Origin of the sequence: Stenotrophomonas oahuensis, assembly GCF_031834595.1 — a bacterium.
Classification (GTDB): Bacteria; Pseudomonadota; Gammaproteobacteria; order Xanthomonadales; family Xanthomonadaceae; genus Stenotrophomonas; species Stenotrophomonas oahuensis.
The window spans coordinates 204,840-227,571 of sequence record NZ_CP115541.1 but is presented as its reverse complement, the minus strand read 5'-3'; the positions used below and the strand labels follow the sequence as shown (position 1 = coordinate 227,571).

17 protein-coding genes are annotated in these 22,732 nt (G+C 66.9%); 13 read left to right on the top strand and 4 right to left on the bottom strand.

Annotated elements, in window-relative coordinates; all coding sequences use genetic code 11:
* Positions 1–34 precede the first annotated feature (34 nt).
* Positions 35–538, bottom strand: coding sequence for a transcription elongation factor GreB (greB, locus tag PDM29_RS01055; RefSeq protein ID WP_311192057.1), 504 nt, complete (start codon positions 536–538; stop codon positions 35–37).
* Positions 538–2,043, bottom strand: coding sequence for a helicase HerA-like domain-containing protein (locus tag PDM29_RS01050; protein ID WP_311192056.1), 1,506 nt, complete (start codon positions 2,041–2,043; stop codon positions 538–540). Before PDM29_RS01050 ends, greB begins: the two co-directional genes overlap by 1 nt.
* A gap of 131 nt (positions 2,044–2,174) precedes the next feature.
* Here PDM29_RS01050 and PDM29_RS01045 point away from each other — a divergent pair, with 131 nt between their 5' ends.
* Both PDM29_RS01045 and PDM29_RS01040 read left to right on the top strand, forming a co-directional pair.
* Positions 2,175–3,779, top strand: a complete 1,605-nt coding sequence (locus tag PDM29_RS01045) for a lytic transglycosylase (RefSeq protein ID WP_311192055.1) — start codon at positions 2,175–2,177, stop codon at positions 3,777–3,779.
* Between the two features lie 52 nt (positions 3,780–3,831).
* Complete coding sequence (locus PDM29_RS01040; RefSeq protein WP_311192054.1) at positions 3,832–4,194, top strand: ribonuclease E inhibitor RraB; 363 nt, start codon at positions 3,832–3,834, stop codon at positions 4,192–4,194.
* A gap of 86 nt (positions 4,195–4,280) precedes the next feature.
* Here PDM29_RS01040 and asd read toward each other — a convergent pair whose 3' ends face one another.
* Positions 4,281–5,123 carry an archaetidylserine decarboxylase gene (gene asd, locus PDM29_RS01035; protein ID WP_311192053.1) on the bottom strand — a complete coding sequence of 281 codons (843 nt, stop codon included), beginning with the start codon at positions 5,121–5,123 and terminating at the stop codon, positions 4,281–4,283.
* On the bottom strand, positions 5,120–5,770 hold the full coding sequence (locus PDM29_RS01030; RefSeq protein WP_311192052.1) for an SCO family protein: 651 nt from the start codon (positions 5,768–5,770) through the stop codon (positions 5,120–5,122). Before PDM29_RS01030 ends, asd begins: the two co-directional genes overlap by 4 nt.
* A gap of 133 nt (positions 5,771–5,903) precedes the next feature.
* On the opposite strand from PDM29_RS01030, the gene prmB reads away from it, so the two are divergent.
* The 11 genes from prmB to PDM29_RS00975 all read left to right on the top strand — a co-directional run bounded on the left by prmB (position 5,904) and on the right by PDM29_RS00975 (position 22,715).
* A complete protein-coding gene (gene prmB, locus PDM29_RS01025; protein ID WP_125359791.1) occupies positions 5,904–6,833 on the top strand; it encodes a 50S ribosomal protein L3 N(5)-glutamine methyltransferase in 930 nt (309 codons plus the stop codon).
* Positions 6,830–7,933 carry a chorismate synthase gene (gene aroC, locus PDM29_RS01020; protein ID WP_311192051.1) on the top strand — a complete coding sequence of 368 codons (1,104 nt, stop codon included), beginning with the start codon at positions 6,830–6,832 and terminating at the stop codon, positions 7,931–7,933. The genes prmB and aroC overlap by 4 nt, the downstream gene beginning before the upstream one ends.
* Complete coding sequence (locus PDM29_RS01015; protein ID WP_311192050.1) at positions 7,926–8,999, top strand: 2-hydroxyacid dehydrogenase; 1,074 nt, start codon at positions 7,926–7,928, stop codon at positions 8,997–8,999. The genes aroC and PDM29_RS01015 overlap by 8 nt, the downstream gene beginning before the upstream one ends.
* A 120-nt stretch (positions 9,000–9,119) precedes the next feature.
* Positions 9,120–10,145 carry an aspartate-semialdehyde dehydrogenase gene (locus PDM29_RS01010; RefSeq protein ID WP_311192049.1) on the top strand — a complete coding sequence of 342 codons (1,026 nt, stop codon included), beginning with the start codon at positions 9,120–9,122 and terminating at the stop codon, positions 10,143–10,145.
* Between the two features lie 54 nt (positions 10,146–10,199).
* Positions 10,200–12,173: a type IV pilus assembly protein FimV gene (locus PDM29_RS01005; RefSeq protein WP_311192048.1), complete on the top strand. Its 1,974-nt coding sequence runs from the start codon at positions 10,200–10,202 to the stop codon at positions 12,171–12,173.
* A 64-nt stretch (positions 12,174–12,237) separates the two neighbouring features.
* The gene (truA, locus tag PDM29_RS01000) at positions 12,238–13,011 is read left to right on the top strand and encodes a tRNA pseudouridine(38-40) synthase TruA (protein WP_311192047.1); all 774 of its coding nucleotides are present in this window, start codon (positions 12,238–12,240) and stop codon (positions 13,009–13,011) included.
* A complete protein-coding gene (locus tag PDM29_RS00995; protein WP_311192046.1) occupies positions 13,008–13,664 on the top strand; it encodes a phosphoribosylanthranilate isomerase in 657 nt (218 codons plus the stop codon). The genes truA and PDM29_RS00995 overlap by 4 nt, the downstream gene beginning before the upstream one ends.
* A 197-nt stretch (positions 13,665–13,861) precedes the next feature.
* Positions 13,862–14,542, top strand: a complete 681-nt coding sequence (locus PDM29_RS00990) for an OB-fold-containig protein (RefSeq protein ID WP_311192045.1) — start codon at positions 13,862–13,864, stop codon at positions 14,540–14,542.
* Complete coding sequence (locus tag PDM29_RS00985; RefSeq protein ID WP_311192044.1) at positions 14,539–16,557, top strand: hypothetical protein; 2,019 nt, start codon at positions 14,539–14,541, stop codon at positions 16,555–16,557. The genes PDM29_RS00990 and PDM29_RS00985 overlap by 4 nt, the downstream gene beginning before the upstream one ends.
* A gap of 75 nt (positions 16,558–16,632) precedes the next feature.
* Positions 16,633–22,014 carry a DNA repair ATPase gene (locus PDM29_RS00980; protein WP_311192043.1) on the top strand — a complete coding sequence of 1,794 codons (5,382 nt, stop codon included), beginning with the start codon at positions 16,633–16,635 and terminating at the stop codon, positions 22,012–22,014.
* On the top strand, positions 22,011–22,715 hold the full coding sequence (locus PDM29_RS00975) for a hypothetical protein (RefSeq protein WP_311192042.1): 705 nt from the start codon (positions 22,011–22,013) through the stop codon (positions 22,713–22,715). Before PDM29_RS00980 ends, PDM29_RS00975 begins: the two co-directional genes overlap by 4 nt.
* Positions 22,716–22,732 lie beyond the last annotated feature (17 nt).

The window sequence follows — 22,732 nt, the reverse complement described above, 5'->3', positions numbered from 1 at the left end:
CGGGAAGGCCACGACCGTTGGTCGTGGCGCGCGGTTATGCAGGATATTCCACCGCCAGGATCGCAAACCCGGTCCGCCCGCTGGGCAGCTCCACCTCAAATTCATCATCCACGCGCTTCTTCAGCAACGCGCGCGCCAGCGGCGAGTCAATGCTGATCCAGCCGGCACCGGCATCGGTCTCATCCGGACCGACGATGCGATAGCGCGTGGTATCGCCGCTGTCGACATTCTCCAGCTCCACCCAGGCCCCGAAGAACACGGCCTGCGGATCGGTCGGCACGGTATCCACCACCCGCAGCGACTCCAGCCGCTTGGTCAGGTAGCGCACCCGGCGGTCGATCTCGCCCAGCTGCTTCTTGCGATAGGTGTACTCCGCATTCTCCGAGCGGTCGCCCTCGGCGGCCGCCGCGGCCAGCGCCTTCACCACCTCTGGTCGCTTGGTCCGCCACAGCTCATCCAGTTCGCTCTTCAGGCGCTGATGCCCCTGTGCGGTAATCAGCGCCGTGCTCTTTTCGCCGGGTGGACGCCAACGCGACATCAGCGCTTGCCACCGAAAATGCTGCCGAGAATGCCGCGCACGATCTGGTTGCCCAGCTTGGTGCCGACCGTCCGGGTGGTCTGCTTGGCCATGGTTTCAATCATGCCCTGGCGGCGCTTGGTGCCGAAGATGGCGTCCTTGATCGATTGGCCGAAGCCGCCATCCTGAGCCTCGTCCTGCTCACGCGTACGCGCCTTGGGTGCGTCGGCCTGCTGCACCGCTTTCTCCGCGCGCTGGGCCAGCAGTTCGGCCGCCGACTCGCGGTTCACTGCGGTGTCATAGCGGGTGCCCACCGGGCTGCCGGAACGCACCTGTGCGCGCTCGGCCTCGGTGATCGCGCCCATGCGGCAGCGCGGCGGCGCGATCCGGGTCTGCTGTACGGGCGAGGGGATGCCCTTGTCCTGCAGCGTGGAGACCAGCGCTTCGCCGGTGCCCAGCTGCGACAGGGTGGCCACCACATCCAGTTTAGGATTCGGCACAAAGGTCTCTGCGGCGATCTTCACCGCCTTCTGGTCGCGCGGGGTGAACGCGCGCAGCGCGTGCTGCACCCGGTTGCCCAGCTGGCCGAGGATGTTGGCCGGCACGTCATCCGGGAATTGCGAGCAGAAATACACGCCCACCCCCTTGGAGCGGATCAGCCGCACCACCTGCTCGATGCGCTGGACCAGGGCCGGCGGGGCGTCGTCGAACAGCAGGTGGGCCTCGTCGAAGATGAAAACAAGCTTGGGCTTTTCCAGATCGCCCACTTCCGGCAGGGTTTCAAACAGTTCCGACAGCAGCCACAGCAGGAAGGTGGAGTACAGCCGCGGCTTCAGCACCAGCTGGTCGGCGGCGAGGATGCCGATCACCCCGCGTCCGTCGTGGTTGACCCGCATCAAGTCGGCCAGCTCCAGCGCCGGCTCGCCGAAGAACGACTCGCCACCGTCCTGCGACAACCGCAGCAGCGCGCGCTGGATCGCGGCCACGGTCTGTGCGCTGACCAGGCCGTATTCGGTGGAGATGTCTTTGCGCTCATCGGCCACCAGGCCGAGCAGGGCACGCAGATCGTCGAGGTCGAGCAGCAGCAGACCACGGTCGTCGGCCAGCTTGAACACGATGTCCAGCACCCCGGCCTGGGTGTCGTTGAGCTCCAGGATGCGCGCCAGCAGGGTCGGGCCCATCTCGCTGACGGTGGTGCGCACCGGATGGCCCAGCTTGCCGTACAGGTCCCAGAAGATCGCCGGGCTGCCCGCCGGGGCATAGTCGCTTACGCCGATCTCCTGCGCGCGCTGCAGCAGCTTCTCGCCGCCGGCACCGGGCACGGCCAGGCCGGAGACATCGCCCTTCACATCGGCCAGGAACACCGGCACCCCGATCCGTGAAAAGCCCTCGGCGAGGGTCATCAGGGTCACGGTCTTGCCAGTGCCGGTGGCTCCGGCCACCAGTCCGTGGCGGTTGCCCAGCGCGGGTTGCAGGGTGACGGCGATATCGTCGGTGACGCCTTTGCCAAGCAGGATCGGGTCCATGGTCAACTCGCTGTGGTCGGGCAGGTGAATGGGGAAATTCTAAACGCCGGAAGGGGGCTGGCGCGTGACCGGGTTGCCCGGATGCAAGTTGCGCGGCTACTCTGCCTGCTCATTCGTTCACAGTGCCAAAGATGCCCGTTCCTGTCCTGTTTGTCCGTGGTTGGCCGCTGCTGGCACTGGCTGCTCTGTTCACCGTTGCGCCGCAGGCGCAGGCCCAGCGTGTCTCGGCGCGCGACAAGGTCAAGATCGAGGCGCTGGACCAGCGCATGGCCGCTGCCGAGAAGCGCTATGCCGATGCCCAGGTGCTGGTCGCCAATGCCGACCCCAAGGGCCGCAACGAAAGCGATGCGGCGCTGGAAGACATGGAGGACGTGGTCAGCGACTGCGTGGCGCAGAAGGGTTGCCAGGTCAGCAACCTGCTGACCACCTACAAGCGCCTGCTGAAGAGCAACGCCGATGCCGGCAACGAAGAAGAGCAGGAGATCGCCGGCAGTGGCCCAGCGCTGCTGGAAGCCGACCCCGACCATATCGGCCCGCTGGCCGCCGACGTGCCCGAGGCGGCCCGTGCCGCTGCGCTGCTCAACGACAAGCGGCATGCCTTCGACAACATGGTGGAGTACAACCCCGCCGTACAGGCCGGCATCCGCCGCTGGCTGACCGACATGCGCCCGGCGCTGCTGACCAGTTACGAGAACTACCAGAACCTGCGTTCGGTGATGTGGCCCGAATGGGAAAAGCGCGGTCTGCCCGAGGCCCTGCTGTTCGGCATCATGGCCAAGGAATCCAACGGCCGCGTGCACGCCAGCTCGCGCGCAGGCGCGGCCGGCCTGATGCAGTTCATGCCGGCCACCGGTCGCCGCTTCGGCCTGGGCCCGGACGGCACCGGATTTGACACCCGCTTCGATGCGCGCAGTGCGGCCGAGGCCAGCGCCACCTACCTCAACGAGCGCATGCGCGAGCTCAACAACAGTGTCGAGCTGTCGCTGGCCGGCTACAACGGCGGTGAAGGCCGGTCCTTGCGCGTGTACCGGCAGAACCCGGGGCAGGGCTTCTGGGTGGACAGCGTCTACAACCAGTTCCCGGCTGAAACCAAGGACTATGTGCCGATGGTGATCGCCGCCGCCTGGATCTACCTGCACCCGCAGCAGTACGGCGTCGAGTTCCCGAAGATCAGCGCGCAGCCGGCCACCCTGCGCCTGGCCAAGTCGACCACCATCTACGAACTGACCATCTGCCTGGGCAGTGCCGGCACCCGTGATGGCTACATGCGCGTGCTGCGCAACCTCAACCCGCGCTATGAGGCGGACGGCTGGATTCCGGCCGGCACCCTCATCAACGCCACCACCCGCATTGCCGGGCTGTACAACCGTTACTGCGTGTCCGGCCCGCGCGCCGACCTGGCCCGCACCCTGATCACCGCCGACCTCAATGCCGCCATCGTGCGCCCGAACGCGGCCAGCTACACCGGCAACGTGGCAGTGGGCAGCGTGGTGCCGGTGGCCGGCGTGGAAGCTGCGGCAGCCGCAACCGCACCGACCGCGCCGGTGGCCGTGGCCGCCAAGCCCAAGCCCAAGCCGGTGCGCAGCGTGAAGGTAGGCAAGGGCGACACCCTAGGGCGGATTTCCGACAAATACAGTTGCGATCTACGCGAACTTGCCCGGGCCAACGGACTCAAAGCACCGGCCTATGCACTGCGGCAGGGGCAGTCCCTGAAACTGCAGGGATGCGGGAAGTAGCCCGGAACCTGTTAGGCTCGCCGCCATTGAAGCGCTTTTTTAAGGAATGACGATGGATATCACCGCCATCAACGAGATGTTCGCCAACATCCGCGAGAACACCGACTGGGACCTGCAGGGCAACCTGGTCTGGGGCTATTTCTTCGTCAACACCACGCCGGAGCCCCTGCAAGGACTGGCCGATGTGCTGGAGAAGCAGGGCTACACCGTGGTGGAGCAGTTCGAGCCGGAGCTGGAAGAGGGCGAAGCGCCTTACCACGTGCTGCATGTGGAGAAGATCGAGATCCACACGGCCGAGTCGCTGGACAAGCGCAACCATGAGTTGCAGGCGCTGGCCGAAGCCAATGGCGTCGAGGATTACGACGGCATGGATGTGGGCCCGGTCGAGTTCGCGCACGGCGGCGACGACGCCTGACGGTGGGCGTCACGACCGTTGGTCGTGACGCCCACCGGTCGGGTCCCCCACGGTAGGTCACGACCGTTGGTCGTGACGCCCGTCGATCAACGCAACGTCGCCAAGGCCTCGCCCAGGCGCACCGCCTGTTCCGCGCCCAGCCCCGGCGCAAACTCGGCAACGCCCGGCGGCAGCAGCACGATCACGGTCGACCCGTAATTGAACCGCGCCATCTCTGCAAAGCGCTCCAGGGTGATGCCCTTGCCGCGATAGTCCTTGCGGGTAATGCGGTCGCCATAGGCGGGAATCTCCTCGCCGCTCCACACCGTTTCCACGCCCGACACCAGCAGCGCGCCCACCATTACCTGCACCATCGGCCCGAAGTTGGTGTCGAAGTGGCACACCAGACGCTCGTTGCGGGCGAACAGCGCCGGCACCGTGTTCACGGCCGCCGGGCCCACGCTGAACAGCCGCCCCGGCACATGCACGGTCTCGACCAGGGTGCCGGTCCACGGCATGTGCACGCGGTGATAGTCCTTCGGCGACAGATACACCGTGGCGAACAGGCCATTCCGATACACCTCGGCAGCGGCGTCGTCACCCAGCAGTTGGGCTGCGGTAAACGACTGGCCCTTGGCCTGGAAGATCACCCCGTCCAGGATCGGGCCCAGCTGGCTGATGCGGCCGTCCGCCGGCATCAGCAGGCTGCGCGGGTTGGGATCGGCCACGCGCGCGCCCGGCTTCAGGGCGCGGGTGAAGAACTGGTTGAAGGTCGGGTAGCTGCGCGGGTCCGGGTTGGCCGCTTCGGCCAGGTTCACCCCGAATTTCGCGGTCACGGTGTCGATCAGCCAGCGCGAGATCTTCGGGTTGCTGGAATACGCCAGGCTCCGCGCCATGGACGACAGCAGGCGGTGCGGCAGGACGTAGGTCAGCTTCGTGGTCAGGCTCATGGTGCGGTTTTCTCGGTCAGCAGCTGCAGGTCGCGGGCAATGGCCTGCGCCTGGAAGGGCGGGCGGATCAGGCCGGCCAGCTTGCCGTCCGGGTCCAGGACGGCCAGGCTGGCCGAATGCTCCAGGGTGTAATCCTGGGGGTTTTCATCGAAATGCTTGCCTTCCACCTTCTGGAACACGAAGCCCAGCGAGGTGGCAAAGCGCTCCAGCGAGGGCACGTCGGCGGTGGCCGCCAGAGTGTCCTTGTGGAAGGCGTGGGCGTACTCGCCCAGTCGCGCCGGGGTGTCGCGCTCCGGGTCCACCGACACGAACAGCACCCGTGGGCGCAGGCTTTCCGGCTGGGTCTCCCAGCTTTTCTGGGCCCGGGCCAGGTCGGCCAACGTGGTCGGGCAGACGTCCGGACAGAAGGTGAAGCCCAGGAATACCAGGGTCCAGTGACCCTTCAGCTCGCCGGGAATCAGCCGGGTGCCGTCAGACTGGCTCAGGTTGAAGTCCGGCAGCGGGCGCGGCTGCGGGTAGAAGGTGATGGTTTCGGTGGCGGGGTGGTTGGCCGCCGGCTTCGGTGCGAACACCTTCTGCGCCGTCACCAGGCCCAGCCCGGCGGCCAGCGCGATGATCAGGATGATGCCTGTGGTGCGGTTGAACATGGAGAACCCGTTCCCGGAGTGGCCCACCATCATAGGGGAGGGCTCCGGCCCCGCCCAGCCGTTTCGCCTGCAACGGATGCCGCCGCCCCTTCCAGCGCCTATAATCGGGGGCCAATTTGTCTGTTGCCTTGCCATGACTGCCGATACGGCCGCCGAACTCCATACGATCATCGACCTGATCCGCTACGGCACCAGCCGTTTCAACGCCGCCGGGCTGACCTTCGGGCACAGCTACGACAACGCCCTGGACGAGGCCACCCAGCTGGTCCTGCACAGCCTGCATCTGCCGCACGACCTCGGTCCGGCCTATGGTCAGGCGCGGGTCACCCGCGACGAGAAGCTGCAGGTGCTGGAGCTGTTCCAGCGCCGTATCGATGAACGCATTCCGGCCGCCTATCTCACTGGCGAAGCCTGGTTTGCCGGCCTGAGCTTCAAAAGCGACACCCGCGCGCTGGTGCCGCGTTCGCCGATTGCCGAGCTGATCGAGTCCGGCTTCGAACCGTGGCTGGCCGGTCGCGACGTGCACCGCGCGCTGGACCTGTGCACCGGTTCGGGCTGCATCGCCATCGCCATGGGCCACTACTACCCGAACTGGGAAGTGGACGGCGTCGACCTCAGCGATGACGCGCTGTCGCTGGCTGAAGAAAACAAGGAACGCCTGCAGGCGCACAACGTCACCCTGCTCAAGTCGGACCTGTTCAACGGCCTCACTGGCCGTCACTACGACCTGATCGTGACCAACCCGCCGTACGTCACCAATGACGAAACCGACGCGCTGCCGCAGGAATACTCCTACGAGCCCGAAATGGGCCTGCGCGCCGGCGACGACGGCCTGGATCTGGTCCTGAAGATCCTGCGTGACGCGCCGCTGCACCTCAGTGAGGACGGCCTGCTGATCTGCGAAGTGGGCGAGTCCGAACAGCACCTGATCAAGCTGCTGCCGGAAGTGGACTTCGCCTGGGTGGAGTTCAAGGTTGGCCAGATGGGCATCTTCGCGGTCGAATGCCGCGAGCTGATCGCCCACAGCGCCCGCATCACCGAACTGGCGGCGCAGCGGCCGTGAGTTCCAATACCTTCGGCAAGCTCCTGTCGGTCACCACCTTCGGCGAATCGCACGGTCCGGCGATCGGCTGCGTGGTCGATGGCTGCCCGCCGGGGCTGGAACTGAGCGCCGACGAATTCGCCCACGACCTGCAGCGGCGTGCCACCGGCAAGAGCCGGCACACCTCGGCGCGCCGCGAGGCCGATGAGGTTGAAATCCTCTCGGGCGTGTATGAAGGCCGCACCACCGGTACCCCGATCGCGCTGCTGATCCGCAACACCGATCAGCGCAGCAAGGATTACAGCAACATCGCCCAGCAGTTCCGTCCGGGTCACGCCGACTACAGCTACTGGCAGAAGTACGGCATCCGCGATCCGCGCGGCGGTGGTCGCTCGTCCGCGCGCGAAACCACCATGCGCGTGGCTGCTGGCGTCATCGCCAAGAAGTGGCTGGCGCAGCGCTACGGGGTCAGCGTGCGCGGTTACCTCTCGCAGCTGGGCGAAATCACCCCCACCGGCCATGACTGGTCGGCGGTGGAAGACAACCCGTTCTTCTGGCCGGTAGCCGAGCAGGTGCCAGCGCTGGAAAGTTACATGGATGCGCTGCGCAAGTCCGGCGATTCGGTCGGCGCGCGCGTCAACGTGGTGGCCGACGGCGTGCCGCCGGGCTGGGGCGAACCCATCTACGGCAAGCTCGATGGCGAACTGGCTGCCGCGCTGATGAGCATCAACGCGGTCAAGGGCGTGGAAATTGGCGATGGCTTTGCCAGCGCCGCGCAGAAGGGCACCGAACATCGTGACCTGATTATGCCGGAAGGCTTCGCCAGCAACCACGCCGGCGGCATCCTCGGTGGCATCTCCACCGGGCAGCAGGTCACCGCTTCGATCGTGCTCAAGCCCACCTCCAGCCTGCGCCTGCCCGGCGCGACGGTGGACGCAACCGGTGCCGCCGTGGACGTCATCACCACCGGTCGCCATGACCCCTGTGTCGGCATCCGCGCCACCCCCATCGCCGAAGCGATGATGGCGCTGGTGCTGATGGACCAGGCGCTGCGCCACCGCGCCCAGTGTGGCGATGTCGGCGAGATCACTCCGCGCATTCCGGGCGGCATCGATGGCTGACACGCGTCCCAGGGTGTGGGTCAGCCAGCCGCTGTTCGATGACGTCATCGAACAGCTCGGGCAGCATTTCGACCTGGCCGTGACCGACGCGGTAACGCGCTATACCCCCGACATGCTGGCCGACCAGCTGGCCCAGGTCGATGGCGCGCTGATCACCCTCAACGAACGCATTGGTGCCGCTGAAATCGCAGGTGCACCGCAGCTGCGCGCCATCGCCAACGTCGGCGTGGGCTACAACAATCTGGATATCGACGCGCTCAGCGCGGCCGGCATCCTCGCCAGCAACACCCCCGATGTCCTCACCGAAACCACGGCCGACCTCGGCTTTGCGCTGCTGATGGCAACGGCCCGGCGCATCACTGAATCCGAGCGCTGGCTGCGTGACGGGCAGTGGGGGCAGTGGTCGTTCCAGACCATGCTGGGTGCCGATATCCACGGCAGCACGCTGGGCATCCTCGGCATGGGGCGTATCGGCCAGGGCATCGCCCGCCGCGGCGCGCTCGGCTTTGGCATGCGCGTGCTGTACCACAACCGCTCGCGCCTGCCGGAGGCCACCGAGGCCGAGGTTGGCGCGCAGTATGTCGACCTGGACACCCTGCTGGCCGAAGTCGATCACCTGGTGCTGGTGCTGCCCTACAGCGCCAGCTCGCATCACATCATCAATGCTGCCGCACTGGCGAAGATGAAGCCGACCGCCACCCTCGTGAACATCGCCCGTGGCGGCATCGTCGACGAACTCGCGCTGGCCGACGCATTGGCCCATGGCCGTCTGGCTGCCGCCGGTCTGGACGTGTTCGAAGGCGAGCCGACGGTGCGCCCGGAACTTCTTGCACTGCGAAACATCGTGCTGACCCCGCATATCGGCAGTGCCAGCCAGGCGACCCGCCGCGCCATGGTGCAGCTGGCGGTGGACAACCTGACCGCCGCGCTGGGGCAGGGCCCGAATGCGAATCATCCGCCGAGCGCGCTCAACGCCGACGCAGTGGCTGCCGTGAAAGCCGGCGGCGCTGTCGTGGGCGGCAAAAAAGACGACAAACGACTGGGAACCTCCGCGGCCAACACGTGAGGTTCCCCGAACCCAGCCCGCTGTGCGTTTTCCAATCCAAATAGTGCGGTATGTACCAACCGTCGGTACACACCCGGTAGGTACCGACCGTTGGTCGGTACACCTTACACAGAGGTTCTTATGAGCAATGCAGATCGTCGTTTCCACGTCGCCGTCGTCGGTGCCACCGGTGCGGTGGGCGAAACAATGCTGTCCATCCTGGCCGAACGCAACTTCCCCATCGCCACCCTGAGCCTGCTCGCCTCGTCGCGCTCGGCCGGCGGTGAAATCGAGTTCCAGGGCCAGAAGATCAAGGTCCAGGACCTGGCCGAGTTCGACCCCAGCGGCGTGGACATCGCGCTGTTCTCCGCAGGTGGCAGCGTCTCCAAGGAATACGGCCCGAAGTTTGCCGCCGCCGGTGCAGTGGTGATCGACAACTCCTCGGCCTTCCGCTACGACGACGACGTGCCGCTGGTGGTCTCTGAAGTCAATCCGGAACAGGTTGCCAACCGTCCGCGCGGCATCATCGCCAACCCGAACTGCTCGACCATGCAGATGCTGGTCGCGTTGGCCCCGCTGCACCGCCGCTATGGCATCGAGCGCATCAATGTCGCCACCTACCAGTCGGTGTCCGGCGGTGGTCGTTCGGCGCTGGAAGAACTGGGCAAGCAGACCGGCCAGCTGCTCAGCTTCCAGGACATCGATCCGCAGCGCTTCCCGGTGCAGATTGCCTTCAACCTGATCCCGCACATCGACGACTTCCAGGACAACGGCTTCACCAAGGAAGAAATGAAGCTGGTCTGGGAGACCCGCAAGATCCTCGGCGACGACAGCATTCTGGTGAACCCCACCGCCGTGCGCGTGCCGGTGTTCTATGGCCATTCCGAAGCGGTGGCGATTGAAACCCGTGAGAAGGTCACGCCGGAAGCCGCGCGCGAACTGCTGGAACAGTCGCCGGGCGTGGAAGTGGTGGACCGCCGCGAAGCTGGCGGCTACCCGACCCCGGTGACGCATGCCTCGGGCACCGACGCGGTGTACGTCGGCCGCATCCGTGAAGACATCTCGCATCCGCGTGGCCTGAACCTGTGGATCGTGTCGGACAACATCCGCAAGGGTGCGGCCTTGAACGCCGTGCAGCTGGCCGAGCTGGTCGCCGCCGAAGGTTGATGCAACGCCACGCCCTGCGTGGCTGGAATCGTCCGGAATCGCTATATTGCCGGCATGAAGAAACGAGCTCCGGGCGCAAAGCGCCCGCTCAAGGTGGTTTCCACCCTGCTGCTGGCCTTGGCCAGCAGCTCGGCCATGGCCCTGGGCCTGGGCGACATCCGCGTGCTGTCCAAGCCCGGTCAGCCGCTGCTGGCCGAAATTCCGATCATTTCCGCCGACCCGTCTGAACTGGAAAACCTGCGCGTCGCGCTGGCTTCGCCGGTTACCTTCGCCCGGGTCGGGCTGGATCGCCCCACCGGTCTGGTCAGCGAACTGCAGTTCGAACTCACCCGCAACACCCAGGGCCGCGCCGTGGTCCGGGTCAGCAGCCAGGCCCCGGTCACCACGCCGTCGCTGAACTTCCTGATCGAAGCCGACTGGGGGCAGGGGCGTCTGGTGCGCGAGTATTCCGCACTGGTCGATGCGCCTGACAGTGCGCTGGCCGTGGCTGAACCTGAAATCGTCGCGCCGGAAGGGGCGATGTCCAACGCCATCGTGCGCGAGCCCGAACCGGCACCGACGGTGGCCGAACCATTGGCCGCCGAATCGCAGCCGGCCGAAGCGACCCCGTCGCGTACCAGTCCGGTGCCGGCCCGCAATGCTGCGCCCGCATCCGCGCGTGCCCCCGCACCGGCGCGTCCTGCACCGGCTCCGACCGTTGCGCCCGATGGCAGCATCACCGTGCAGCGCGGCCAGACCCTGTCTGAAATCGCCGGTGGCCTGGCCCGCGAACGCGGCCTCAGCCGTGACCAGGCGATGATCGCGCTGTTGCGCGCCAATCCCGAAGCCTTTATTCGCGGCAATGTGAACCTGCTCAAGCAGGGCGCGGTGCTGCGTACGGCCGATGCTGCGTCAGCAACCCCGGTGGATGCGGCCGAAGCCGCGGCCATGGTGCGCGAGCACACCGCGCAGTGGCGTCAGGCCCGTTCGGCCATTCCGCAACCTGCCGCCACGGGCGTGGCCAGCACGCCAGCCAGTACGCCGGCCAACGCAGCGGGCGCAGCAACGGCGGCCGCGCCGGCAAGCGCTGGCGGGCGACTGGAAATCGCCCCCGCGGTTGCCGCCACCGACCACAACGCAGGGACTATCACCGGCACTGCTGCCGGCAGTGAGGGTGACATGCTGGGCAACGAACAACTGCAGCAGGCCAAGGAAGACGTGGCTACCCGCGATGCGGAAATCCAAGAGCTGCGCGGCCGCGTGGCCGAACTGGAGAAACTGCAGAAGCAGCAGGAAGCGCTGATCAGCATGAAGGACAGCGACCTCGCCGCGGCCCAGCAGCGCCTGGCGGACGCCCCGGCGGCCCGTGAGGGCGGCGGCGGCTGGTACTGGCTGGGGCTGGGCGTGTTGCTGGTGGTGGTAGCCGGCTGGGCGCTGGCGCGCCGCCGCAAGCCGTCGCCATTGCCGCCTCTGCGCCGCGATGGATTCGATGCTGCCGCGCTGGCGGCCGCGGTACCGGCTGCCGGCTACGTCGACGAGCTGGCGACACAGGAGCGCGCAGACCAGGAGCAGGCCGACCAGGATGCCGAGCTGGCCTACGACTCGGCCGAATACGACAGCACCGCCGATCAGCTGGCCGCCGAAGTGGCGCGCCGCGAACCCGTGTTCGCACTGGAACCGCAGCCCGGCCAGGGCGGCCCTGCCGCCGATGCAGGCGTGGCGAATCATGATCACGTGGTGGTTCCCGCGCACGCCTGGAATGCGGCGGCGCAGCCGTCCTATCGCGGCGTGTTCGAGTTCCCCGAAGAGCCTGTTGCGCCCGTTGCGGCAGAGGAGCCGGTTGATCCCGCCGCCGCTGCGGTGGCCAGCGAGCCTGTCGCCGGCGCGGAAACGCTGGGCACCCCGGGGCGCGAGCGGCTGGAGCTGGCCATCGCCTACCTCGACCTGGGGGATGCCGATACCGCCCGTGCATTGCTGCAGGAAGTAGCCGCCGCCGGCGACATCCACAGCCAGATCCAGGCGCGCGAGCTGCTGGCCCGCCTGCCGTGACACACCGGGCGCAAGCCCTGGCCGGCCGCAGGGCCGGCCTTCAACGACGTAATCGAGGTTGACCATGCGCTACGCACTGGGCGTGGAGTACGACGGCAGTGAGTACAAGGGCTGGCAGCAACTGGGGGAAAGCGGCTGCCCCAGCGTGCAGGCCAGCCTGCAGGAGGCGCTGTCCTCGGTGGCGGATGCACCGATCCAGGTGACCTGCGCCGGCCGCACCGACGCCGGCGTGCACGGCGAATGCCAGGTCGTCCATTTCGACACCGACGCCGTGCGCGACCCGCGCGGCTGGACCCTGGGCACGACCACGCGGCTGCCGCGCTCCATCGCGGTGCGCTGGTGCGTGCCGGTGGCCGATGATTTCCACGCCCGCTTTTCTGCCCGGGCGCGGCGCTACCGCTATCGCCTGCTGAACCGTCAGGTGCGTCCCGCACTGTACCGGCAGACCCTCAGCTGGGAGCGCCGGCCGCTGGATGCCGCCCGCATGCACGAGGCCGGGCAGGCGTTGTTGGGTGAAAACGACTTCAGTGCATTCCGCAGTGTCCAGTGTGAAGCGCTGCATGCCCGGCGCGAGCTGCAGGCGATCAGCGTGACCCGGCAGGGCGAGGTGATCGAGGTCTGCGTTCAGGCCAATGCATTCCTTCATCACATGGTGCGCAATATTGTCGGCTCACTGATTCTGATCGGTTGTGGGGAACAACCGGTGTCATGGATGGCCGAGCTGCTCGCCGGCCAGGACCGTACCGTGGCCGGCCCCACTGCACCGTCTCAGGGTCTTGTGTTCGTTGGCCCGTTGTATCCCGACAACTGGCACCTGCCTGCCGAGGTTACGTTATGAGCCGCTCCTACTACCGCACCCGCATCAAGTTCTGCGGCATGACCCGCGCCGGCGACGTACGCCTGGCCGGCGAGCTGGGTGTGGACGCCGTGGGCTTCATCTTCGCCCGTGAAAGCAAGCGCCGGGTGGCCCCGGCCGAAGCCCGCGCCATGCGCCAGGCGATTGCACCGATGGTCGACGTGGTAGCCCTGTTCCGCGACAACAGCAAGGAAGAGGTGCGCGAGGTGCTGCGCACCGTGCGGCCCACGCTGCTGCAGTTCCATGGTGGCGAAGACGAGGCGTTCTGCCGCAGCTTCAACATGCCCTATCTGAAAGCGGTCGCCATGGGCGGGCGTGAAGAGGTCAATGCGCGCCAGTTGCAGCTGCGCTATCCCAGTGCCGCCGGCTTCCTGTTCGACAGCCACGCGCCCGGCGGTGGCGGCGGCACTGGCGTGACCTTCGACTGGACCCGCCTGCCCACCGGCCTGCATCGTCCGTTCCTGCTGGCCGGCGGGATCACACCGGACAACGTGTTCGACGCCATCGTCGCCACTCTGCCGTGGGGCGTGGACGTCTCCAGCGGCATCGAGACCGAACCCGGCATCAAGGACGGCTACAAGATGCGCAAGTTCGTAGAGGAAGTCCGCCGCGCCGATTGCCACGAAGCCGATTAGGCCCAACGGGCCGAATCGGCGGGTAGCTCACGACCGTTGGTCGTGAGACATCAGCCGCATTCACACACAGGGTCAGAAACCCCCTATGTGCGCCACCGCCAATTTCACGTAGCATCAACGAAACAAGGGAGCGCCGGAGCGCGTTCCCAGGGACGCCGCAGGGGGAAACCGCGGCATCGATGCAAGGAAGTCGTGAAATGGCCGAATTTCTCAATGTCGCGCTGACATTCCCCACGCTGCCGTACAGCATCGTGTTGGCATTTGCCATGGTCTATTGGCTGCTGGCCGCCTGTGGCGTGGTCGACGACGGCTTTGCCACCGACGGCATCGACCTGGGCGGTGGCGAGGAGGGCCTGCACGGCATCTCCGGCATGTTCTCGCGGCTCGGCCTCGGTGGCGCACCGGTCATGCTGGTGATCGCGCTGCTGGCCTTCTTCGGCTGGACCGGCACCTACCTCACCCATCTGTTCCTGCTGCAGCCGCTGCCGGTGCCGTTGCGCTGGGCCGCCGGCAGCGCGGTGGCGCTGCTGGCATTGGTGCCGGCCGTGCCGCTCACCGCCCTCATCCTGCGTCCCGTGCGTCGCCTGCTGCTGCGCCTGCGCGCCGTGCCACAAACGTCATTGCTGGGCCGCATCGGCGTGATCGCCTCACCGCAGGTCACCGCCAGCACCGGCTACGCCACCGTTGACGATGGCGGGGCCGGGCTGATCCTGCAGGTCCGCCTGCCCGACGGCCAGACCCTGCCGCGCGGGTCGCGCGTGGTGCTGATCGACTACGTTGCCGAACACAACCATTACCGGGTCGCTGCCGAAGACAGCCACCCCGCGCTTTCGTTCCAAGACAGCCTGATTGCGGGCGATAAGGAGATCCATCGATGAGTGTTGCTGCCATGGCCCCGTTCCTGATCGGCGTGGGCGTACTGATAGTCCTGCTGCTCGGCCTTGCCGGCCTGTTCAAGGCGTTCTACCGCAAGGTGGACCAGGGCGTCGCGCTGATCGTCAACGACATGAGCTCCCAGCCCAAGGTGCATTTCACCGGTGCACTGATCATCCCGGTGCTGTACCGCGCCGAACTCATGCGCATCAGCCTGATCACCCTGCAGGTCGACCGTCGTGGCAAGGAAGGCCTGATCTGCCGCGACAACATGCGCGCTGATATTGCCGTGGCGTTCTACCTGCGCGTCAATGAAACCCAGGCCGATGTGCTGCGCGTGGCCAAGGCGATTGGTGCTGACCGCGCCTCGGACAAGCACGCGGTGGACGATCTGTTCAACGCGAAGTTCTCCGAAGCACTCAAGACCGTCGGCAAGAAGTTCGAGTTCACCGAACTGTTCGAGAAGCGCCAGGAATTCCGCGACGAGATCATCGCGGTGATCGGCAACGACCTCAACGGCTACGCGCTCGAGGACGTCGCCATCGACTACCTGGAGCAGACGCCCAAGTCGCTGCTGGACCAGAACAACATTCTCGATGCCCAGGGCATCCGCAAGATCACCGAGCTGACCGCCACGCAGAACGTGGTCACCAACGAGCTGGAACAGAACGAAAAGCTGGCCATCACCAAGAAGAACGTCGAAGCGCGTGAAGCGCTGCTGGCGCTGGAACGCCAGCAGGCCGAAGCCGAGGCCCGGCAGAAGCGTGAGATCGAAACCATCCAGGCCCGCGAGCAGGCTGAAACCGCCAAGGTGCAGGAAGAGCAGCGCCAGCTGTCCGAGCATGCCCGCATCGAGGCCCAGGAACTGATCGACATCCGCGAGCAGAACCGCCTGCGCGAAGTCGAAGTCGCCGAGCAGAACCGTCAGCGCGCCGTCGCCATCGAAGCCGAGCGCGTCGAACGCGCACGCCAGCTGGAGCAGGTCACCACCGAACGCGAAGTGCAACTGCAGGGCGTGGAGCGCGACAAGGTGGTCGAGTCCGGCAAGATGGATGTGGCCAACATCACCCGCGAACGTATCGCCATCGACAAGACCGTGGCCCAGGAAGAAGAACGCATCAAGGAAGTGCGTGAAGTTTCCGAGGCGGACCGCCAGAAGCAGGTGCTGATCCTGGAAGCCGAAGCCAAGGCACAGGAACTGCTGGTGCGCCAGGTCAAGGAAGCGCAGGCCGCCGAAACCGCGGCCAAGCACCGCGCAGTCGAGATCACCACGCTGGCCCAGGCCGAACACGAAGCCGCCGGCAAGCAGGCCGAAGCCAAGCGCCTGCTGGCCGACGGTACCCGTGCCGAACAGGCCGCACCGGGCCTGGCCGAAGCGCAGGTGCGTGAAGCCTCGGCACTGGCCATCGAGAAGGTGGGTATTGCCGAAGCCCGCGTGATCGAGGCCAAGGCCGACGCCACCCTCAAGCAGGGCACCAACGACGCCCGCGTGCTCGCCGAAACCCTGCATGCCCAGGCCCAGGGTGAGGAGCAGATGGGCCGTGCCCGTGCCACCGCGACCGAATCGGTCGGCGGTGCCGAGGCCGGCGTGGTGCAGAAGAAGCTGCTGGCCGAAGCCGAAGGCCTGGTCCGCAAGTTCGAAGCCATCGCCTCGCTCAGCGACAGCGCCCGCGGCCACGAAGAGTTCCGCATGATGCTGGACAACAGCCTCAAGCAGGCCCTTGCGTCGATCGAAGCCGGCAAGGAAGTCTCGCGCGAGAACGCCGGTGTCATCGCCAGCGCGCTGCGCAATGCGGATATCGACCTGGTCGGTGGCGACGGCGGCATGTTCGAGAACCTGATCAAGGCGGTCTCGCTGGGCAAGTCGATTGAAGGCCTGGCCGGCAAGAGCCCGATCGTGCAGGACCTGATGCAGCGTTACCTGGGCGTCACCGCACGCGAAGACGCGCCGCGTCAGATCGTCGACGAGCACACGGCCGTGTCCGACACCGTGTCGGCCACCGTGGTCGACGCCCGCTGAGCGGGGCAGATCCCCGCTCTACATGTTCACCGGCCGGTACCTCCGGCCGGTGCTCCGTGACCCGGAAGGAAGCCGATGTCTGATTCCGCCCCCCGTCCCGACGCCCCGTCGGCGGAAGCCACCTCCACTGTCGATCAGGCGGTCGCCCAGGGCGGTGCCTATGAAGTGCTGCGCCGCCGCCTCGGTGAGCAGGGCACGCGCCTGCGCGGGCTGGCCGACGCGCTCAACCGCCAGCGCCTGACCGAGTTCGGCGACAGCCGGCTGGAGGTCATCGGCCGCTTCCGGATCCGCAGCGAGAACAACTGCGTCGGCCGCGACATCGTGCAGGTGGGGCCGGACCTGCTGCTGTTCGGCTACAACGTCTACCTGGGCCTGAAGACCCAGACCCGGGTCGAGGACGTGTTCGGCCTGTACCGGCTGGTGCAGTCGGGCGAGGGCTATGACGTGGTACCGGTGGACGCCAAGGGCAGCTTCCTGGCCCAGGCCGGGTTCGTGCATGACTTCGGCGAGCTGTACGCCTATTACAAGCATGCGCGCCTGCTGCAGCTGATCAAGGTCGGTGACAAGCTGCTGGCCTCGTTCCAGATCGGCGAGCGCAGCAGTGACGTGCGCGTATTCCGATGGGCGGTGTCGCGCGAGGGCGAATTGACCTATCTGGATGCGCGCGGCGAGCGTGACATCGCGTTGCCGCCCCCATTTGATTTCGAATGGATCCGTGCCACCCGTGACATGGCGGTCAGCGGTCGCCATTCACACCTGAACATCCTCGACACCCTGTTCGTCGAAACCACTGGTGGCGATCTCACCATCAAGGTCGAGAACAACACCGAAAGCGGGCAGGGCATCTACAGCGAGCCGGTCGACGACAGCACCCAGTCGCTGGACGACGCCCAGTTCGATTTCGTGCGGGTTGGCTCGCTGGTGCTGCTCAAGGTGCTGCCGTACCGCGAAACCGTGTGGCGCGGGCTGATCTACAACACCCTCACCGGTGCGATCGTGCGCAACGACGCCATCGTGCAGGCGTGCGTGCAGCTGCCGGAAGACCACGGCATCATCTTCCCCGGCGGCTACTACCTGCAGAGCGGCGAGCACAAGGCGTTCGACGCCTCGATGCAGGGCATGCAGTTCAAGCGTGCGATCCGCTCGCCCAATGGCGAGGACGTGCTGTACATCTTCTACGAGCGTGAAGGCGGGCGCTCGGCGCTGTTCGTCTACAACACCATCCAGCGTGTGCTGCAGAACCCGGTGTTCGGCCACGGCTACGCCTTCATGCATGACGGGCGCATGGTGCTGTTCCATGCGGAGGGCACCGAGCCGACCCGCATCCATCCGATGCAGGTCTGGCAGACCCCGTTCAGCAGTGACGAGTTTGCCGCCAGCCGGCCGCCGGGCAACACCTTCATGGGCCGTATCGGCAATGCCGAGCTGGTCCGCGGCGTTTCCAACCTGTTCGACCTGGCCCGCACCATCGAGGGCCGGGACGTCTCGGTGCAGCGCTACCAGCGCCTGGTGCAGGACACCCGTCGCATGTTCGACGCCCACCACTGGCTGGACGACGCCAGCTGTGATGGTGCGGCCGGTCTGCTGCGTGAGATCAGTGCCACCGGCGAGTCGGTGCTGGACGAGTACGAGAAGGTCCAGAGCATCCGCCAGCAGTCCGCGCAGGCCATGGCCCAGGCACAGTCCAGCCAGAAGGCCCTGCTGGGCCGGCTGCAGCCGGAGAACTGGACCGACGTGCAGGCGTTCGTGGAAGCGCTCAACGCGATCTCCACCCAGCGCGGTCACCTGCTGACCATTCGCGACTATCGCTACATCGACACCGACGTGATCGATGCGATGACCACGGCCCTGCAGGAGGCGCACGACCGGATTGGCGCCGCCACCGGTCAGTTCCTCGCCGACGAGCGCGCGCTGGCTCCGCTGGGCGAGCGCCTGCAGACGCTGGACGCAGCCGCCCAAGAGGCCGAAAGCGCGCGCGTGCTGGATGAGCAGCTGGCCGGCATGCGTGGCATGGCCGCCGACCTGGACATGCTGTCTGCGCTGATGGCCGGGCTGAAGGTGGACGATGCCACCGCCCGGACCCGGGTGGTGGAAGCGATCTCGGCCGTGTACGCAAAGCTCAACCAGAGCCGGGTGCGTGCCGAACAGCGTCGCCGCACCCTCGGTTCCGCCGAGGCGGTGGCTCAGTTCGCGGCCCAGTTCGCGCTGTTCTCCCAGTCCATCACCAGTGCGCTGGGGATGGCCACCGACCCGGAGCGCGCCGACGAGCAGATGTCGCGCCTGCTGGTGCAGCTGGAAGAGCTGGAAAGCCAGTTCGGCGAGCACGAGCAGTTCCTCGGTGACATCCTGGCCAAGCGCGAAGAGCTGATCGAAGCCTTTGAAACGCACAAGCAGGCGCTGCTGGACGAGCGCCAGCGCAAGGCGCGCTCGGTGCTCGACGCCGCCACCCGCATTCTGGACGGTCTGGCCAAGCGCACCGAGCGCTTTGCCAGCGCCGACGAACTGAACGCCTTCTTCGCCGGCGACCCGCTGGTGCTCAAGCTGCGCGAGCTGGCCGAGCGTCTGCGTGAGCTGCGCGACAGCGTCAAGGCGGACGACGTCGAAGCGCGCCTGAAAGGTGTACGCGACCAGGCCGTGCGTGCACTGCGTGACCGCAGTGATCTGTTCGAAGCGGGCGGCAACGTGGTGCGGCTGGGCCCGCGTCATCGCTTCAGCGTCAACACCCAGGCGCTGGACCTGACCTTGCTGCCACGCGGCGACGAGCTGGCCATCCACCTGACCGGCACCGACTTCCTGGAGGCGCTGCACGACCCGGAACTGGCCGAACTCAAGGCATACTGGCAGCTGGGACTGGATTCGGAATCCGCGCAGTTGTACCGGGCCGAATACCTCGCCGGCAGCCTGCTGCTGGCCGCGATGGAAGGTCGCGATGGCTTGGACCTGCCCGCGCTGCAGCATGCCGCCGCCGAACCGGACGCGCTGGAGAAGATCGTCCGCGACTTCGCCGCGCCGCGTTATCGCGAAGGCTATGAGCGCGGCATCCATGACCATGATGCCAGCCTGATCCTGCATGCGCTGCTGCCGCTGCAGCAGGCCGCCGGCACGCTGCAGCACGCGCCGCGTGCGCGTGCGCTGGCCCTGCTGTTCTGGGCCGCACAGCAGCGCCGCGAGGATGTGGCGCAGTGGTCCACGCGCCAGGCCGGAGCCGATGCCATCGCGCGTCTGTTCGGCTCCAACGAGGGCCAGCAGACGCTGCTGTCCGAGATGACCGCCGCACTGGATGCCTTCGTGCAGGAGCGGCAGCTGCCGTTCCTGCCGGCCGATGCGCAGGCGGCAGCTGCTTATCTGGCGGCTGAGCTGAGTACGGGCGAGCCGGTGTTCAGCACCAGTCGCTACGCACAGGCGCTGCTGGACGCATTGACCCAGCACCTGCAGTCCGCCGGCCAGCGTGAAGCGTTCGACCGCGCCCTGCAGCGCGAGCAGGACGGGCTCGCTGCGCGCTGGACACTGGCCGGTCAGTGGCTGCGTGCGCTGTGCCAGCTTCCGGCCTATTCCGCGCACACCGGCTACGCCGACGAAGCGGCCGCATTGCTGCTGGTGTCGCGCGCGCTGCGCACGCGTCCCAGCGACGTCGCCCTGCAGGTCCAGGTGCAGGGGCTGCTGGGCGAACATTCGCGTATCCAGCAGGGTCACCTCACGCTGTCGCTGGATGACTTCCTGGCACGCCTGCGCACCCACCTGCAGCAGTTCGTGCCGGCCTTCCATGCCTACCAGGGCGTGCGCCAGCGCATCATCGTGCGCGAACGCGACGCCTTGCGCCTGTCCGAGTTCAAGGCCCGCCCGCTGTCCTCGTTCGTGCGCAACAAGCTGATCAACGATGTCTATCTGGGCGTGATCGGCGACAACCTGGCCAAACAGATGGGCACGGTTGGCGAGAACAAGCGCAGCGATCTGATGGGCCTGCTGATGATGATCTCGCCGCCCGGCTACGGCAAAACCACGCTGATGGAATACGTGGCGCACCGGCTGGGCCTGGTCTTCATGAAGATCAACGGGCCGGCGCTGGGCCATGAGGTGCGTTCGCTGGATCCGGCGCAGGCACCGGATGCCACCTCGCGGCAGGAGCTGGAAAAGCTCAACCTCGCGCTGGAGATGGGCAACAACACCATGTTGTATGTCGATGACATCCAGCACACCCATCCCGAGTTCCTGCAGAAGTTCATCTCGCTCTGCGACGGCACCCGCCGCATCGAAGGCGTGTGGCGTGGGCGCACCCGCACCTACGACATGCGCGGCAAGAAGTTCTGCGTGGTGATGGCCGGAAATCCGTACACCGAGTCCGGTGAGGTGTTCAAAATTCCGGACATGCTCGCCAACCGTGCCGACATCTACAATCTGGGCGATGTGCTGGGCGGCATGGAAGATGCCTTCACCCTGAGCTATATCGAAAACAGCCTCACCTCGAATGCCGTGCTGGCTCCGTTGGCGACGCGTGACATGGCCGACCTGTACCTGCTGGTTGACCGTGCGATGGGCAAGGAGGTCTCCACCAACGCGCTCAGCCATGCCTACAGCGGTGCGGAGGTCAACGAGATCGTCGCCACCCTGCAGCGCATGCTGCGCGTGCGTGACGTCGTTTACCGCGTCAACCAGCAGTACATCGCCAGTGCCGCGCAGGACGACCGTTACCGCACCGAGCCGCCGTTCCGGCTGCAGGGCAGCTACCGCAACATGAACAAGCTGTCGGAGAAAATCTCGCCGGTGATGAACGAGGCCGAGCTGCAGCAGCTGATTTCCGACCACTACCTGGGCGAAGCGCAGCTGCTGACCACCGGTGCCGAAGAAAACCTGCTCAAGCTGGGCGAGCTGCGTGGCGTTCTCGGCGAGGACGAACAGCAGCGCTGGGCGCAGATCAAGCGCGACTTCCTGCGCAACAAGGCGATGGGTGCGGGTGACGCCGATGTCGGCGGTCGCGTGGTGGCGCAGCTGGCCGATATCGCCAGTGCGTTGCAGAGCAGTGTTGATTCCGCACCGCTGAGCGCAGCGGATCCGGCACCGTGGCCCGCATTGCTGGCGGCATTGGAGCGCCTGGTTCCGGCTCCGGTACAGCCTTCAGTCGTCACTCCAGTCGAAGTCGGGCCGGCCCTTCCGACGCCGCCGCCACTGCCCGCAGTTGAGCCCATTGCGCAGGGGTTGCAGGAAGGCTTGGCCCCGCTGTTGCAGCTGCTGGGCCAGTCCAATGCGCAGCAGGCCCGCACCGGGGAAACCCTGGCGCTGTTGGCCAACTGGGTACGTGAGCAGATGGAGCGCGGCCCGGTGGCACAGCCGCGCCTACGCGCGCGCCGCGCCAGCACGCCGCAGGAGCGTGCGCTCGACGAAGCCCTGATGCGTCACTTCTACGGTGAATCAACCCTGCCGCCGCAGTGGACCGGCGCTGCGGATGATGCGCCGGCATGATCCGCGGCTGGCCCGTGCCAGTACCCGTGGCGGCCGACGCGCTCGGCTTGTCACGCTACGGCGCGTCGTTGCTCGATGCGCTGGGGCAGGGCGCGACACCGCCGGTCGGGCATGACCCGGCGGCTGCCCGCCTGCTGGCGGTGCTGACGGAGCTGGGCGCGGTGGTGCAGGCGGCCAACCCCGCCGCCGCGCGACGTCGTGTCAGCTGGTGGGGGCGTCTGCTCGGGCGCGATGTCGAACAGGAGCTGGACGCGCACGACAGTCAGTCGCGCCTGGGGGTGCTGCTGGTGCAGGCCGATGCGGCCGCGCAGGGCATCCGCGCGCAGCTGGTGCAGCAGGCGGCGGCACAGGAGCGCGCCACAGATGCCGCCATCACGCTGGAAGCCTGGGCCGATGCTGGGCACGTGCAGATGGCGGCGCTGGCTCCGCCACTGCAGGACGTGCTGGCGCAGCGACTGGATCATCTGCGCCGCCTGGCTGCTCTGCAGCAGGTGGAGGCGCGGCAGTGGCAACTGCTGCGCGAACAGAACGCTGCCTTGCTGGCCCGCAGCCAGCGCATCACCGAAACCCTGCTGCCGGCGTGGCGGCAGACCCTGCTGGCCCATCGTGCGGGCGACCAGCAGCAGCGCGGCCAGCAGGCCGCACAGCTGCTCGCCCAGATCCATGCCGAAGTCGCCTCGGCGCAGGCTAGACTGGATTGACCCATGCATTTCATTGC

Coding starts and splice junctions, on each gene's coding strand:
- greB (WP_311192057.1), bottom strand. CDS start 538: ATGTCGCGTTGGCGTCCACCCGGCGAAAAGAGCACGGCGCTGATTACC.
- PDM29_RS01050 (WP_311192056.1), bottom strand. CDS start 2,043: ATGGACCCGATCCTGCTTGGCAAAGGCGTCACCGACGATATCGCCGTC.
- PDM29_RS01045 (WP_311192055.1), top strand. CDS start 2,175: ATGCCCGTTCCTGTCCTGTTTGTCCGTGGTTGGCCGCTGCTGGCACTG.
- PDM29_RS01040 (WP_311192054.1), top strand. CDS start 3,832: ATGGATATCACCGCCATCAACGAGATGTTCGCCAACATCCGCGAGAAC.
- asd (WP_311192053.1), bottom strand. CDS start 5,123: ATGAGCCTGACCACGAAGCTGACCTACGTCCTGCCGCACCGCCTGCTG.
- PDM29_RS01030 (WP_311192052.1), bottom strand. CDS start 5,770: ATGTTCAACCGCACCACAGGCATCATCCTGATCATCGCGCTGGCCGCC.
- prmB (WP_125359791.1), top strand. CDS start 5,904: ATGACTGCCGATACGGCCGCCGAACTCCATACGATCATCGACCTGATC.
- PDM29_RS01015 (WP_311192050.1), top strand. CDS start 7,926: ATGGCTGACACGCGTCCCAGGGTGTGGGTCAGCCAGCCGCTGTTCGAT.
- PDM29_RS01010 (WP_311192049.1), top strand. CDS start 9,120: ATGAGCAATGCAGATCGTCGTTTCCACGTCGCCGTCGTCGGTGCCACC.
- PDM29_RS01005 (WP_311192048.1), top strand. CDS start 10,200: ATGAAGAAACGAGCTCCGGGCGCAAAGCGCCCGCTCAAGGTGGTTTCC.
- truA (WP_311192047.1), top strand. CDS start 12,238: ATGCGCTACGCACTGGGCGTGGAGTACGACGGCAGTGAGTACAAGGGC.
- PDM29_RS00995 (WP_311192046.1), top strand. CDS start 13,008: ATGAGCCGCTCCTACTACCGCACCCGCATCAAGTTCTGCGGCATGACC.
- PDM29_RS00990 (WP_311192045.1), top strand. CDS start 13,862: ATGGCCGAATTTCTCAATGTCGCGCTGACATTCCCCACGCTGCCGTAC.
- PDM29_RS00985 (WP_311192044.1), top strand. CDS start 14,539: ATGAGTGTTGCTGCCATGGCCCCGTTCCTGATCGGCGTGGGCGTACTG.
- PDM29_RS00980 (WP_311192043.1), top strand. CDS start 16,633: ATGTCTGATTCCGCCCCCCGTCCCGACGCCCCGTCGGCGGAAGCCACC.
- PDM29_RS00975 (WP_311192042.1), top strand. CDS start 22,011: ATGATCCGCGGCTGGCCCGTGCCAGTACCCGTGGCGGCCGACGCGCTC.